This is a genomic window from Nesterenkonia ebinurensis (assembly GCF_008711175.1).
GTDB lineage: Bacteria > Actinomycetota > Actinomycetes > Actinomycetales > Micrococcaceae > Nesterenkonia > Nesterenkonia ebinurensis.
On record NZ_VWNF01000049.1, the window covers coordinates 138,772 to 152,039 of the forward strand.

The following is a 13,268-nucleotide window of genomic DNA, read 5'->3' on the forward strand; positions in this document are numbered from 1 at the left end:
ACTAGGGGCATGTTCTGCCCCTTCTGCCGCCACGACTCCTCCCGGGTAGTGGACTCCCGCATGCTGGAGGACGGCTCAGGCATTCGCCGTCGCCGCCAGTGCCCCCAGTGCTCCAAACGCTTCACCACGGTGGAGACCACCAGCCTGAGCGTGATCAAACGCTCTGGTGCCGCGGAGCCCTTTGACCGGTCTAAGGTGATCAACGGGGTGCGCAAAGCCTGTCAGGGCCGCCCGGTCACCGCCGATGACCTGGCTGTGCTGGCCCAGGAGGTGGAGGAGACGGTGCGCGCTTCGGGCAATGCCGAGGTGGATGCCAATGATGTGGGTCTGGCCATCCTCGGGCCGCTGCGCCGTCTGGATGTGGTGGCGTATCTGCGCTTCGCCTCGGTGTACAAGGGCTTCGACAATCTGGACGATTTCGAACACGCCGTCCAGGAGCTACGCCGCGAGGAGATGGAAGGCGAGGGGGCCGGCGCAAAGGTGGTCCAGCCCCGCTTCGGATTCAGGTAGTATGAAACTCATACCGGCGGTGTGTCTCTTCAGGGGAAGGTTGAGACCACCGCCGGTTCTTTAGTTTGTCCTGCGGCGCTGCGCAGGTCACCGCCGCTCTCGGCCGGCAAGGCCTTGCCGGCTTTCGCGTCTGAAGAGTCGGCTCCGCTTCGCTCACCCGGCGTTCTGCTGCATCGCTGCGGACATGCCTCAGCAGTCGCGGCCAGGCAGCTGCAGCGGCCCGCTATTGGGGCGGATGGAGGCGAACCGGTTGTAGGCCCGTACCGGTGCGTTGGCTCCTTCCCGAACCACATGATCAGCATCCCCGGGTTCGCGTGAGATGTAGAAGAGGGTAGGGGTGACTTCCCGGACCGCCCATCCCGAGTCCCAGCTGAGGTTGACATTACTGGGTTCGCAGACCCACTGGTTCAGCGAAACATAGAATCCCCAGGGGATATAGGTCTGTGCCGGGGTCCAGGCCGTTACGGTCAGCGGCAAATAGTAGTCGCCCGGGTTCGAGCCGAGCGCCACTTCATAAGTGAAGGTGCCCAGGTTCACTGGCGGCACCGGTACATTGACCAGACACATTTCTGCCTCCACACTGCCTTGGGGCGGAACCGGGGCCGCATTGGCCTGGGAGCCGCCCCTGCCGCGGATATGCCAGTCCCCGCCTCGGCGGGAGGTATGCGGCTGGAAGCCGCCCTGGTCCCAGTCGGTCTCCCAATGGCCGTAGGTATAGGAGTTGTACCCGAAGTTATAGTTGGGCTCATCCTCTTCATCGTAGGGTTCCCACCCCCAGAACGGGGGCTGGGAGGTGTCAAAAGTGGCCTCCCACCATAATTCCTGGTCGCTGCTTTCATTGGTCACTTCGAACCTGTAGCAGAAGTCCATTCCCGGGTTGCCGCTCTGCGAGTACGGAGGCAGTACCGGGGTGATCCCCGTGTCCTCGCCGGTCTCTGGGTCAATCCCCGGCAGATTCTCCAGTTCGGAGATCGCCTCAGGGTCTTGGTAGTAGGCAATGGTCTCGATAAGAGCTTCCTCGCTGAGCTCACCGAGCAGCTGCTCAATGTTCTCTTCGATCTGCTCGGGGGTCCACTGCTCAATGACCTCATCGATCCACTCTTCAGGGTCTTCCACCGGATCGATGGGTTCTGCTGGGGTCGTGGGACCGTTTGAAGGCACACCGTACTCCAGATTGACGGTGACTGGCTGACTGTCCAGCCACTGGGCCTCGGTGAGAACAGGGGCGGAGGACTGTAGCGCGGCAAGACCGGCAAGTCCGATCCCGCCAGCCACCAGTGCGGTGCCTACCACCTTCCGTTGCCTGCTCATGACTGTTCTCTGGTCTCTGACCCGGTTTTGGCCGCACGCCTGGTGAGATAGGACCCGATAGCCACCATGATCAGTGCAGCGATCACCGGCGCTAAGGCAGGGAAGCCGGTGACCGCCAGCTCATTGACCTTATTTCGGCTCGGGGTCTCGGCCCGGATCGGTGTCTCGTCCGTGGCTGGAATCTCAGAAGGAGCAGGATCCTCTGCAGAGATCGTCTCCTCGCCAAGCCCAGGCTCCTGTGGTCCTGCTGACGGCTGAGGGTCCGTGGGGCTCGGGGTGGCGCCGTTGCTGACCTCATCGGGGTACCTGGGTGCACCAACCCCGTCCAGAGGCTCATCGGAACCCTGAACGTAGAACAGCAGAGTGGATTCCTTGCCCATGTGCTCGCGGCTGAGGCCGGGCTCGGCCGCCACCACCAGCCGGTACCAGATGTCCTCGTCGGTGCTGTGAGAGCCCAGGCGGATCGGTGTGCGGTCCATAGGGACGGCGGTGAGCTCAGTGATCAGCGTGACCTCACCGGGACAGTCCTGCAGCACAATATTCTCTGCGCTGCCGACCCTGCGTGGAGCTTCTTGCCACTCCTGGGTGCAGGAAGCTGCCGTGAGCATCAGGGGAAACTCGCCTTCGCCGATGAGGCTGGTCTGTATCATCCCGTGCTCAGGAGGATCTGCCATGATCCCTATATCCCAGATCACTCCGGTCGCCGGGGCCAGGTTGAGCTGGGCATCTGGCAGGTACTTTGAGGTCAGATTGATGTGGTTTCCCTCAAGATGTTCGATCACCACCTGACCGCCGTATTCGTACTCCTGCTCGGCGGCCAGTGCCGGTGCTGGGGGTACCGCGGTCACTAGGGCTGCACCGCCGATCACCGTCGCCATCACCGCTGCGGTTCCACGCCCAGCGTGCCGCGGGTGCCTTCGTGCTGCGGCTGGATGGCGCTGTTCGGACTTTCTGGGCCAGAAGGCCCAGATGACCAGAGCAGTAGCGGATAAGGTGAGGCTTCCCAGCACATAGGGATTGTTCATCTGGTTCAGGGGCTGGGCCAGGCCGGGAACCGAGAACAGCACGCGTCTGGCCTCGGTGATGGTGTAGGGGTGGGGGTCCTCTGTGGTGTTGGCGTCACCCTGCATGCGGATGATGCGTTCCTCGGCGTCACTGCCATCTTCAATGGCGGTGACCCGGTGGGTCACCGGAAGCTCCCCCTCGCGGTCCACGGTGAGAATGTCGCCTATCTGCACCTCGGCGGCTTCGACGTCCTGAACCACCGCCACCGAGCCGGTGGGGATTGTGGGTTCCATCGAGCCGGTCCGGAACATGATCAGGGAGATGCCGAGGGTATAGGCCAGGATCACCAGCACAATGCACACCAGCCCTGCTGCGGCTGCCAGCCACAGCAGCGTCTCGGTGATTGCTCTGCGAATCATTGAGATGTTCCTAGGAATTCCCATTCAGGGGACACCGAAGTGCCTTGGGCCTCAACGGGGGTGTTCTCTGGCAGGCTGAATTCGAAGCAGTAGTGGACTGGGGCATCACCGGATGCAGCAAGCTGCTGGACTGAGCTTTCGTCGGCGCCAACGGTGAGAGCCACCGGGTTGTCCTGTGAGTCGCCCACAATAACGTTCCCGCTGCTGAAGCTGCCGGCGGTGCAGCCTGGGTTCTCGGTAACGGCTACTCGGTACTGGGCCCACTGCCCGAGGCCTTCTCCGTTGGGACTGTTCTCCGGATCCACCACCAGCAGCACCTCACCGGCGATGGAGCCGCTGCTGGTGCGGATGCTGAAGGGGGCGTAGACCTGTGATCCTGGTGAGAGGGCCTCCAACTCAGGATTGAACACCAGCTGGTGGGCCTCGTCGTCCTCCCGGTGCTGGTAGTTGATGCCGTCCACGGAGCCCTGCAGGCGGAACTCACTGGCGGTCAGCTCAGTGCTGGCGTACTGGGAGTGGTTCCACGAGGCCATAGTGGCTGCGGAACCGACTCCCAGCACCACCCCAGCTGCCAGCAGCGCTCTGATCTTCTTGTATCGGGGACTGGGTGAGTCCCTTTCTCGTGACTCACGCAGTGCCCGCCGAGTAGCGTGCACATGATCAGTCACGATCAGTCAGGAACAGATGCGGTGTTGAGGGTCCAGGTGATGGTCTGGTGGTTGGCCGAACCGATGGTCGCAGCCAGATCCTCCTCATCGGTGGTGGCAGTGACCACCACATCGATCTCAATGTAGCTGCCGGCCTCATTATCAGGGCCCTGGGGCAGGATGACGTCCACCGAGTCGCCGGCGGAATCAACAGGCTCACCGTTGCCGTCAAGCTGGTAACCGTCAACTGCGAGGTAGTCCACGTAGAACCCATCATGATCGTCGCCCACATAGGTGAGGGTCTCCACCACACCGGAGTAGGTGGTGTCCTCGGTGACCCGCACATACCAGGTGGACTCGAATTCCTGGCCGGGGTAGGCGTTGGTGGTGTCGGCGTCCCAGACCAGCTCCAGGGTGTCGTCAGCCTGGTTGTTCTGGGTGCTGAAGGTGCCCGGACCGGTAGCGTCGGAGTTCACCGTGGCGGATTCGATCTGGTAGGTACCACCGCCGAAAATCCCATCGGCCCAGTTGGTATCGGTCCAGTTGGCCAGAGTGACCATAGCGCCCACGCCGAGTACGGTGCCGCCGGCCAAGACTGCCAGCACCTTGCGACGGCGGCGGCTTTCGGGCGCAACAGTGTTTTCTATTGTCGTCATAGTTTTCCCCAGTAATAGTTGGTTGTTTAATGCATTAGGAGGCTCTGTTGTAGAGCGAAATAAGCTCATCAAAGGTATTTACACCTGACTCAAGCCAGAGTTGACCTTACCGCAAGCAGATGCTCACCAGTCGCTAGTTTCGGGGCTTCTGGGAAAACCTCGTAGAAATCCTAGTAACCACCTGGGTGCACCGTGCAGACTACTCGGAATCCGCAGTCTGGGACTCCACGTGGAACTGCCAGGTAGCCTGTGCCTGCCCAGCTGGAATAAGGCTGTCCGATGCTTCGAAATAGAAGCAGAAGTGCTGAATGCGGGAGTTCCACTGACTCACCGGTGCCCCATCGTCAACGAAGATGAGGGAGAAGTCCAGATCAGGGAGTCCGTCCTCCTCAGCCAGGCCTTCGTTGAGGCTGTCTCCTTGGGCCACCAGCTGACCACCCCCGTCCACGATGTCCTGGGGGTTTCTGCAGGCTAAGCTGTGACTGAATTCCTCGCTGGCCATCTCCGGTGAGGTCATAGGTGGCATCTGGTAGAGCTCATAGGAGATGTGCTCTGCGTTGATCCCGCTGGACTCCACCGTGATATTGGTGATCTCCCCGCTCAGCGATTCGGAGTCCTCCGCCAGTCGGATGCCGAACCGCGCGGTGTCGGACCAGTTGTTATTGATGCCGGCCACATCCAGCTGAAGTTCAGCAGCATTCTCCGCGCTGTAGTGGTCGAACCAGGAGTCATGGCGGAATGCTCCGCCGTCTGAGCCGAATGGCGTTGAGTTGGACTCCGCTGAGAGTTCCCCGGCGGCCCCGAAGTTGCCCCATGCGAACTGGCCTGCGGTCCAGTTGGCCAAGGTAAGGGCAGCACCGAGGCCAAGCACCACGCCCCCGGCGAGTACGGCCTGAATCTTTCTGCGGCGCTTGCCGCTAAGGTGAGTGTCTGTAGTCATAGGTCTCCGTTCAGGGGGAGAGCCTATATCACGCGGAGAGCACCGGGCGGTCACATCGGTGAGGTGATGAATAACCTGGTAAAAAACCTGGTAGTGCTAGTGTGCTGTGCCTCTGTGCAGCATGGCGTAGAGCTTTTTCCTGGTGGGAGTCCCAAGCTTGCGCAGAGTGTTCTGGATATGGAACTCAATGGTGCGCACTGAGACGAACAGCTGGTCTGCGATCTCTCGGTTGGTGAGGCCCTGGGCTAACAGCCCGGTGACCTCTTTCTCCCGGGGAGTCAGCAGTGCCAGGTTGGGCTTAGTCCCTGAAGGAGACTGGAGGTGGCGCACAAGCTCTTGCGCCGCCTCTGTCAGCCCGGTTGCGCCGCAAGCACGCAGCGTGTCCTCAGCCCACAGCAGAAGCTCCTTCACCCGAGGGGGAGCAGGTCCTGCCTGGTGGTTCCGCTGTGCCGCATAGGCCTTACCGATGTCGAGGATCAGCAGCGCACGGGGCAATGCCCAATCAGTATCCTCGGGACGGCCCATCGCAGAAGAGGGAACCAGGCTGTCCAGATGGTCTGCGGCAGCCAGCAGCAGGCTCACCTGCTCCTGCGGGTTACCAGCCATGAGTCCGCGAATATGAGTCTCCACGTACTCGCGCAGCTGAGCGGTAGCGGGGATTCCCGGATTGGCTGCCAAGGTGAGAAGAGTCTGCAGAAGATACGAGTTCCTGGTGCCGGCAAGGTCACGGGCGAAGAACACTGCGGGCAGCAGGCCAGTCATAGACCAGGGGAATCTCCCATCCCTGAGTATCTGTACCAAGGAGTGAGCTTCAGCCTGTTTCTGGGTGCTCAGCTGGGTCAGGGAGCGGGCGAAGTCGAGAGTTGTCACCAGGGCCTGTGATCCCAGTGCTGAGGCCTGCTCCAGTTGTTGCAGCAGCTTTTCGCCCTGGGGGTTCCCTGCTGTGCAGGGCACCACAGTATAGGTGGCATAGGCGATCAGTGAGAGAGGGGATTCTCCGGTCTCCAGAGCACGTTCGGCGGCTTTGCGCGCCCAGGTGTGGGACTCAGACCACCGGGCGGCGTAGAAGAGAGACTTGGACAGTTCCAGGCAGGCCACCACAGAGCTGTCCCCGCCTGCAGAGCAGGGGCGGCAGGCTGCGAAGAGCTGCTGGCCAGCCTGGAGAATCTCTCCGCGGTTGTGCTTCTGAGCAGCCGATACAGCATGTGCTGCGGCCGCCCCGGGAGTTCCCAGCGGGGGCAGCACAAAGTTGTCTTCCCTTCTGGCGAGCGCCGCTGAGCTGTTCAGCAGGGTGCTGAGATGCTCTGCTTCGTCCAGGGAGTTGTGCTCCTGGAGCAGGGTGATTCCTGCATCTATCAGATGCTCAGGGAAGTGAAAACCGTGAAACATGCCCTGCAGGGCTGCTGCGGCTGCGCTATGGCAGAACAGCTGGACTTCGTTCCACTGGTGCAGTGCGCCGGTGTCTATCTGCTCCAGCTGGTGAGCAGCTGAGGGAACCTCACCCTGGGTCAGGGAGACCAACGCACAGAGCGCCTGTCGGTATCCAGGGCTGGAGATCCTGCTGTAGACATCGAGTAAATCGGGATCACCTAACCTGACCAGCTCATTGTGCTCAATTCCGAGCCGGACCCACTGCTCCAGCGGGTAGTAGGCAGGGTTCAGAGTAAGGGCTTTACGCATCAGCTCAAAGGCGGCAGCAGTATTGCCGCGCTGTTCCAGCTGTTGAGCCAGGTGGGCACCTCGGGTGGCCAGCTCTGCGGAGTCTCCGGCACCGCCGTGGAGCTGAGCAGCTTCAAAGAGATGGCAGAAGTTCTCCACCTCATCCCCTGAGGAGGCAGCAGCACGGTGAAGCTCTGCAGCCCGCTCCGGGCTCAGCAGCTGTTGGATGGTGCTGCGCCAGCTGGGGTAGCGGAGCCGATAACCGTAGGTGGCGTTGTCGTACTCGACAACTCCTTCTGTGACCAGCCCCTGTAGCTGACGATGACCATCCCCGTTCCCCACCATCTTCTGGAGCGCTGCGGCACTGCGCCCGCTGTGGGCTACCGCCAGGGCTTCGAGCACTCTTTGGGATTCTGGAGGCAGCCGGCGGAAGTACGTCACAATAGGCTGGCCCACCTGGTGCCCCGGCTGAAGCAGCCACCTGCGCATCTCAGCCACCGCATGGTCCATCCGGCGGCCCGGATACACCGGGGTGTCAGCCAGCCAATGTGCCGCATGGGCCACCAGCGCGGGAAGGCCGCCGGTCTCTTTGCGGAGAAGCTCGGCGGTCTGCATCGACATCGGATAGGCCGAAATCTGCTCAGCAGCTTCCCAGACCTCATCAAGGGTGAAGTTCTCCAGGTGCAGAAGCGAGGCGTTGACATGGGAGAGCGCGAACTCGCGCAGCCGGAGCAGCCAGGGCCGGGCGGAGGGCTGCATCGTCAGCACAATCAGCGCTGGTGAAGCCAGCGGCCGGCGCAGTGCTCTCCAGGTCACCTCGGCGGAGACGGGATCGGCCCAGTGGAAGTCCTCCACCACAATGAGCGCTGGTTCCGACAGTCCGATAAGGTTCTTTCGGGTCTCCTCGGTGAGCTCTTCGCTGGTGAGCTCGGTGCCCTCAGGCCGGTCAGGGAACAGGTACTTGCTCAGGAAGTGCGGTCCCTTGCTGTCCTGCTCGGAGAGAGTCACAGTGGCAGGGGTGAGTCCTGGCCAGGTGCTGAGCAGGTGGCGGACCAGATGGGTCTTCCCGGTTCCCGGGGCACCTTCGATCAGCACGAATTGCGGAACGCCTCGAGCGGCGAGGCCAGCATGGCGGCTCAAGGTGCGCAACTGACTGCGGCGGCCCACTACACCCTCAGCACGTGCGGGGGGGGGGGGGGGGGGGGGGGGGGGGGGGGGGGGGGGGGGGGGGGGGGGGGGGGGGGGGGGGGGGGGGGGGATGTTCCGTTCACCAGCAGGCCTTTCTGTACGCGATTTTCAGGTAATGGACAGCTCCTGACAAGCATTGAGCTGATGGTGCAGTAACCTGGGCTGTGCAGATCTGGTCCCCGTGCAGGTCAGGAGCCGAAAGTGACCATTAGGATAGCGCATCGTGAGTGATGTGGAATTCAACAGTGTGATAACCACTCAATTCTGGTTATGATCATCCCCTCAGCCTCCCGCAGAGACATTGAGACGCTGCTTGCTCCCCTCCTGCGCGCTGAGGGGGACCCTACCGCCATTGTGGTGACCTCTGATCCGGGGTTCGGGGTGACTACTCTGCTGACTGAGCGTGTTCCCCAGCATGCTCCTGGTGCGCAGATCATTTCAGCACAATGGCATCACAGTGCCGCAGTGCAGATCTGTGTGTGTCCAGCAGATGTGCCCGACACCCCACCGCCGGCCTATGTGCTGCGTTTAGTGGTGGGCTGCCAGCAGGTCAATGAACTGCCGGAATGGGTAATAGAGGACGGGCATATGGCCGTGGAGCTCTTTGTGGTGGGGCAGCTGCGGTTCACCGAGTTGGCTGAGTACTGCTCCTCCCGCCTGGGCGGTTCGATCGACTTAGCCAGCGCTCACGTACTGGGGCGGATGTCTGGCTATGTTCCCGCCATGCTGGCCTGGCTGCTGGGCGAGGTGCGTCAGCAGGGCCTGCTGGTGCAGGTGGAGGGCTTATGGCATCTCACCGGGGAGGTGCAGCCGGTCTTCGATGCCTATCTTCGCACTTACCTGACCTCTGTGCCGAGGGCCCGCCGTCTGGCGGCCCACCGGTTCGCTTTGGAGGACCCAGCACCGGCTGAGAACCTGGACGATGAAGAGGAGATGACTGCCACCGGACTGATCAGTATGGGAGTGATGCGCAAACGCGACGACGGCAGACTGCAGTGGCTGGTGCCCGGGGTAGCGGAGTCGGTGCGCCGCCTGGCCCCAGAATCGATGGTGCAGGAGGTGATGCGGGCTTCGCTGGAGTCCGGCCGCCCTACGCCGCAGGCAGTCCGGTGGGCCCTGCAGCAGGGAGTGCCCGTTGAGGATGAGCATTTTGTGAAACTGGTGGACCGTCTGCTGCGTGAGCGGGACTACCGCGCCGCCTTGAAACTGGTCAAACTATCGTTGGCAAAGGCCCAGCCTGCGCAGATCCTGTATCAGGACAACCTGCTGGCATATGAGGCCTTGGTCGGCATGAACGATCCTGATGAAGCGCTGGTCCATCTGAAAGACGCTGAGGCCGCTGCCGATCAGCTGCCCTCGCCTCAGCGGGAGCAGTGCCGCACGCATACTGCTGCGCTGCGTGCGGCAGCTATCGGTTTCCAGAAGGGAGATATACGCACTGCGGTGACTCTCTTGGAGCAGGCTGAGCGGCAGGCTCCTGATGAGCCCTCTGCGGGTGAGTGCGCGGTACGCCGAATTATGCTGCTGACCTACACGGGCAATATCGCAGAGGCTGTCCAAGCTCTGGATTCTGCACGTGAAACAGTGGTGGCGGCAGGGGAGGCCCTGCGCATCCGGTGCAGAATCGCTGAGGCGATCCAGATGGTGGCCTGCGGGCGCAGCTATGAGGCGTTTTCCTACCTGGTGAAGCTCCGGCAGCGGGCCGACCTCGTACAGCACAGTGATCGTGCGGCGGGGGAGGAGCTGGTGGCCGCCTTCTCTGCTGTTGCCCTTTCGACAGATGGCCCAGCACAGTTCACTGGACTTATCACCCAGTTGGGGGAGACGCAGAATACGCCATCTACCCCGGAGACGGTCGGCTTTCATCTCGGCCTGGCTTTCTGGCACTGGCTGGCCGGTGATCTGGACAGTGCGCATAAGTACGCTGAGCTCGACGCCGCAGCCGCAGAGTACGGTGACCCCGCCGGCTACTACTACCTGCTGGTCTCTCTGCTTGCTGCCACAGCCGCCTTGCGGGGCCAGGACGGTCAGGCTGAGCAGCGGCTGGGGCAGTTACAGTGCATCACACTGCGGGCCTCAGGCACCTTGTTGGGCTCGGCCCTGGCCGATCAGGCTGTGGCACGTGTGGTGCTAGGCGTCAAAGGCACAGAGGACTGGGTGCTGGAGACCGCGCAGAGCTTTTGTGAGAGCGGCTTGTACGGCTGGGCTTCAGACATTCTCTATGCTTCGGTCCGTTTTGGTGGGCGAGAGGCTGCCCATGCTCTTATTGACCTGGAGCCGAGGCTGCAGGGCCATGTTCATGCCCTCCGGGTGCAGCATGCCCAGGCTGTGGTTGCTCAGGATGTTCTTGCGTTCAGGGAGGTGGCAGAGCAGCTGCGCAAGGTGGGGCTGCTTCTGTTTGCCGCCGAGGCCGCTGCCCTGGGAGCCAAACTGGAGGCTGAGGATCCTGGCTCCAGGCGGCGCTGCTTTGCCATTGTCCATGAGCTTCAGGATCTCACCACGCTGTGCAGTCATCCGCTGCTGAGTCCGCTGGTGGACGATACTCGCCCCAGACTCACTAAGCGCGAGGTTCAGATTCAGGGGCTGATTGCTCAGGGACTGGGCAATGAGGAGATTGCCGCAAAGCTGTTCCTCTCCCGCAGGACCGTGGAGAATCACATTGCCAGTCTTTACCGGAAGACGGGCCGGACTCGCCGCGCCCGCAGCCGCCGCTCAGGATGAGCCTCTATAGCCTGAGTCCTACTCGAGGAGACGGTCTTTGAGCGAATCTCCTGAGTCTTGAATCCAGTCAGGCGGTTCTCCCTCACAGCCGCTTGAGAGCAGGGTTCGCGCTATTCCCGCATTCTGATAGAGATAGGTTCTGACCGGCCCGCCCCAGTACCCTTCGGCTTCAACGCCGATCATGTGCAGCTCCCCATCGAAGCAGCGGTTGATGATCATCCGGCTGCGGGTCACATGGTGATCCACGGTCATCACGGCTACGGAGTCCCAACCCTGTTCGCTGGCGTAGTCTCTGAGCGAGATTGCCTCTCCCTGTGTGGTCAGGGGCTCCGGCCGGAAACACTCCACCGAATAGTCATAGTCGCGTTCACCGGTGCATTCCTGCGGAGCCCAGTTCTCATCAGGCCAGGAATATGCAATCAGCATGACGTCGGCGCGCCCCTCCTCCATAAAGGTTTCGGCCTCTGCCATGCGTTCCTCATGCGGACCCAGCACAAGCAAGGCATCTACATGGTCCGGATCGTCTTCACTGGGGAAAAAGGTCCACCAGATACTCCCGCCGACCAGCAGTACCCCGGCCGTCAAGATAATAAAGAGAGCTCTCAGCAGAATCCGCCGTCTACGCCCTGGTCGATGCTGCCTTTTCATCATGTCAGCACCGGACTAAGCGAGAGCGGTTCCGGCCAGGGCGAGAACCACCCAGATGCCGTTGAACACTATGTGCACAAACACGGCTCCCCAGATCCTGCCGGTGAGGAGCACCAGGACGCCGCAGGTCAGACCCACTAGGAAGAGGTAGGTGGGTTCATCCCAGCGGTTGATGCCGGTGACACTGTGGATGGCTACGAAAGTGGCGGCAGAGGCGACGATGGCCAGGATTCCGGCTTCCAGGCCGCGCCTGGCGGTGCGGTAGACGGAGACCAGTACCACGCCGCGGAAGAGGAACTCCTCCACCAGTGGGGCGATCAGTATGGGTATGAGCAGACCGGTGAGCAGCCAGGTTGCCCCGCCGAGTGCACCGTTGAGGGTGGAGTAGGCGGGCAGCCCTCCGGGGCTGCCGGCGGCCACCTCCAACCATCCCTGCACTATGCGCAGCAGCAGGCCTAGGGTCAGGCCCCAGAGGATATCGGTCCATCGGATGCGGAACAGACCGCGGGGCCGGGAACGCCTGATGGCGATGACCACTGGTACGGCCATTCCGGTGTAAAGCACCAGGGAAGAAACCACCGGTCCCAGCGGGGAGCTGAGGTTGTTGCGTGCAATCACCGAGAGGACGATGGCCGCCCCGACGGCGAAGGCGGCATAGGCCAGTACAGTGCCGTTCCAGGCACGGGCTGTGGCGCTGCCCTCCAACCAGGTGCGAGTCCCTCGAGCAGGCCGCTTATCAGTGAAGAGTGCTTGCACGTCTACGGCGGGGATGATGCGTTTGACACGTTCTGAGTCGAACAGGTCAAAGGTGAGCGTATCGCGCCCGGTCTCATCGGCACCGCTATTCTGGGACTCCACAGATCTAAATCTACCCGAGAGAGCGCCGCGATGATTGAGATTCTCACTGTCTGTACGGGCAATGTGTGCCGTTCGGCACTTGCTGGCGTGGTTCTGCGGGGGCAGTTGGCGGATCTGGGGGTGCGCGTGTCCAGCGCCGGCGTCGGTGCGCTGGTGGGTGATCCGCTCACACCGCAGACCGCGCAGCTCGCACTGGCGGCTGGGGCCAGGCAGGAAGACGTGGCCGGGCACCGGGCGCGCTACCTCAGTGAAGGCATTGCCGTGCAGGCCGACCTGGTACTGGCGATGACTCGGGATCACCGGCGTGCTGTGGTGGAGTTGACCCCGGCTCTGTTGCGCCGGGCGTTTACGGTGCGCGAGTTTGCGCGGCTGGCCGAGGGAATGGCCGATTCTGACATCATCCAGGCTGCAGTGGGGGGGAGCCCGCAGCAGTGCCTGCGCGCCGCGCTGCGGGTATTGGCGACTCGGCGCGGTATTGTGGGACCAGCTGAGGACCCGGGGCTGGACGATGTGATTGATCCGTATCTCCAGAGCGATGCGGTCTATCAGAGGCAGGCTGGCCAACTGTTGCCTGCACTGGACCAGGTTGAGCGTTTTGTGCGTGCTGCTGTGGGGCAGGGCAAGCCTTCGGCTTGATGTGAGGGTGTCGTTGGTAGTTGCCTGAGTTTTCATGGGATGATGCTGAGTCGGTGGAGAGAAAGGATCA

At 62.2% G+C, this 13,268-nt stretch carries 11 protein-coding genes; 3 read left to right on the forward strand and 8 right to left on the reverse strand.

All coding sequences use genetic code 11. The annotated features are described in order from the left end of the window. Window positions 1-9: 9 nt before the first annotated feature. Window positions 10-510: a transcriptional regulator NrdR gene (nrdR, locus tag F0311_RS17010; protein WP_150463141.1), complete on the forward strand. Its 501-nt coding sequence runs from the start codon at window positions 10-12 to the stop codon at window positions 508-510. Window positions 511-699: 189 nt separating this feature from the next. Here nrdR and F0311_RS17015 read toward each other — a convergent pair whose 3' ends face one another. The 6 genes from F0311_RS17015 to F0311_RS18630 form a co-directional block, all read right to left on the reverse strand. After that, complete coding sequence (locus tag F0311_RS17015) at window positions 700-1,821, reverse strand: hypothetical protein (protein WP_150463142.1); 1,122 nt, start codon at window positions 1,819-1,821, stop codon at window positions 700-702. Continuing rightward, the gene (locus F0311_RS17020) at window positions 1,818-3,245 is read right to left on the reverse strand and encodes a signal peptidase I (RefSeq protein WP_150463143.1); all 1,428 of its coding nucleotides are present in this window, start codon (window positions 3,243-3,245) and stop codon (window positions 1,818-1,820) included. The genes F0311_RS17015 and F0311_RS17020 overlap by 4 nt, the downstream gene beginning before the upstream one ends. Further along, complete coding sequence (locus F0311_RS17025) at window positions 3,242-3,913, reverse strand: hypothetical protein (protein WP_150463144.1); 672 nt, start codon at window positions 3,911-3,913, stop codon at window positions 3,242-3,244. The genes F0311_RS17020 and F0311_RS17025 overlap by 4 nt, the downstream gene beginning before the upstream one ends. 2 nt (window positions 3,914-3,915) lie before the next feature. Next, complete coding sequence (locus F0311_RS17030) at window positions 3,916-4,548, reverse strand: SipW-dependent-type signal peptide-containing protein (protein ID WP_150463145.1); 633 nt, start codon at window positions 4,546-4,548, stop codon at window positions 3,916-3,918. 199 nt (window positions 4,549-4,747) lie between these two features. Beyond that, complete coding sequence (locus tag F0311_RS17035) at window positions 4,748-5,488, reverse strand: hypothetical protein (RefSeq protein ID WP_150463146.1); 741 nt, start codon at window positions 5,486-5,488, stop codon at window positions 4,748-4,750. A 96-nt stretch (window positions 5,489-5,584) separates the two neighbouring features. Next, entirely contained in the window at window positions 5,585-8,314 is a 2,730-nt protein-coding gene (locus tag F0311_RS18630) for a helix-turn-helix transcriptional regulator (protein WP_396897459.1), read from the reverse strand. A gap of 291 nt (window positions 8,315-8,605) precedes the next feature. On the opposite strand from F0311_RS18630, the gene F0311_RS18850 reads away from it, so the two are divergent. Continuing rightward, window positions 8,606-11,056: a LuxR C-terminal-related transcriptional regulator gene (locus F0311_RS18850; protein ID WP_150463147.1), complete on the forward strand. Its 2,451-nt coding sequence runs from the start codon at window positions 8,606-8,608 to the stop codon at window positions 11,054-11,056. 18 nt (window positions 11,057-11,074) lie between these two features. On the opposite strand, the gene F0311_RS17055 is transcribed toward F0311_RS18850, so the two are convergent. Next, entirely contained in the window at window positions 11,075-11,527 is a 453-nt protein-coding gene (locus F0311_RS17055) for a hypothetical protein (protein WP_150463148.1), read from the reverse strand. 192 nt (window positions 11,528-11,719) lie between these two features. Next, the gene (locus F0311_RS17060) at window positions 11,720-12,562 is read right to left on the reverse strand and encodes a CPBP family intramembrane glutamic endopeptidase (RefSeq protein ID WP_150463149.1); all 843 of its coding nucleotides are present in this window, start codon (window positions 12,560-12,562) and stop codon (window positions 11,720-11,722) included. Window positions 12,563-12,592: 30 nt separating this feature from the next. On the opposite strand from F0311_RS17060, the gene F0311_RS17065 reads away from it, so the two are divergent. Further along, window positions 12,593-13,198, forward strand: a complete 606-nt coding sequence (locus F0311_RS17065; RefSeq protein ID WP_150463150.1) for an arsenate reductase/protein-tyrosine-phosphatase family protein — start codon at window positions 12,593-12,595, stop codon at window positions 13,196-13,198. Window positions 13,199-13,268 lie beyond the last annotated feature (70 nt).

Excerpts from the sequence above, each read along its gene's own strand:
- F0311_RS17015 (WP_150463142.1), bottom strand. The coding sequence starts at position 1,821 with ATGAGCAGGCAACGGAAGGTGGTAGGCACCGCACTGGTGGCTGGCGGG.
- F0311_RS17035 (WP_150463146.1), bottom strand. The coding sequence starts at position 5,488 with ATGACTACAGACACTCACCTTAGCGGCAAGCGCCGCAGAAAGATTCAG.
- F0311_RS17030 (WP_150463145.1), bottom strand. The coding sequence starts at position 4,548 with ATGACGACAATAGAAAACACTGTTGCGCCCGAAAGCCGCCGCCGTCGC.
- F0311_RS17020 (WP_150463143.1), bottom strand. The coding sequence starts at position 3,245 with ATGATTCGCAGAGCAATCACCGAGACGCTGCTGTGGCTGGCAGCCGCA.
- F0311_RS17055 (WP_150463148.1), bottom strand. The coding sequence starts at position 11,527 with ATGGCAGAGGCCGAAACCTTTATGGAGGAGGGGCGCGCCGACGTCATG.
- F0311_RS17065 (WP_150463150.1), top strand. The coding sequence starts at position 12,593 with ATGATTGAGATTCTCACTGTCTGTACGGGCAATGTGTGCCGTTCGGCA.
- F0311_RS18850 (WP_150463147.1), top strand. The coding sequence starts at position 8,606 with ATGATCATCCCCTCAGCCTCCCGCAGAGACATTGAGACGCTGCTTGCT.
- nrdR (WP_150463141.1), top strand. The coding sequence starts at position 10 with ATGTTCTGCCCCTTCTGCCGCCACGACTCCTCCCGGGTAGTGGACTCC.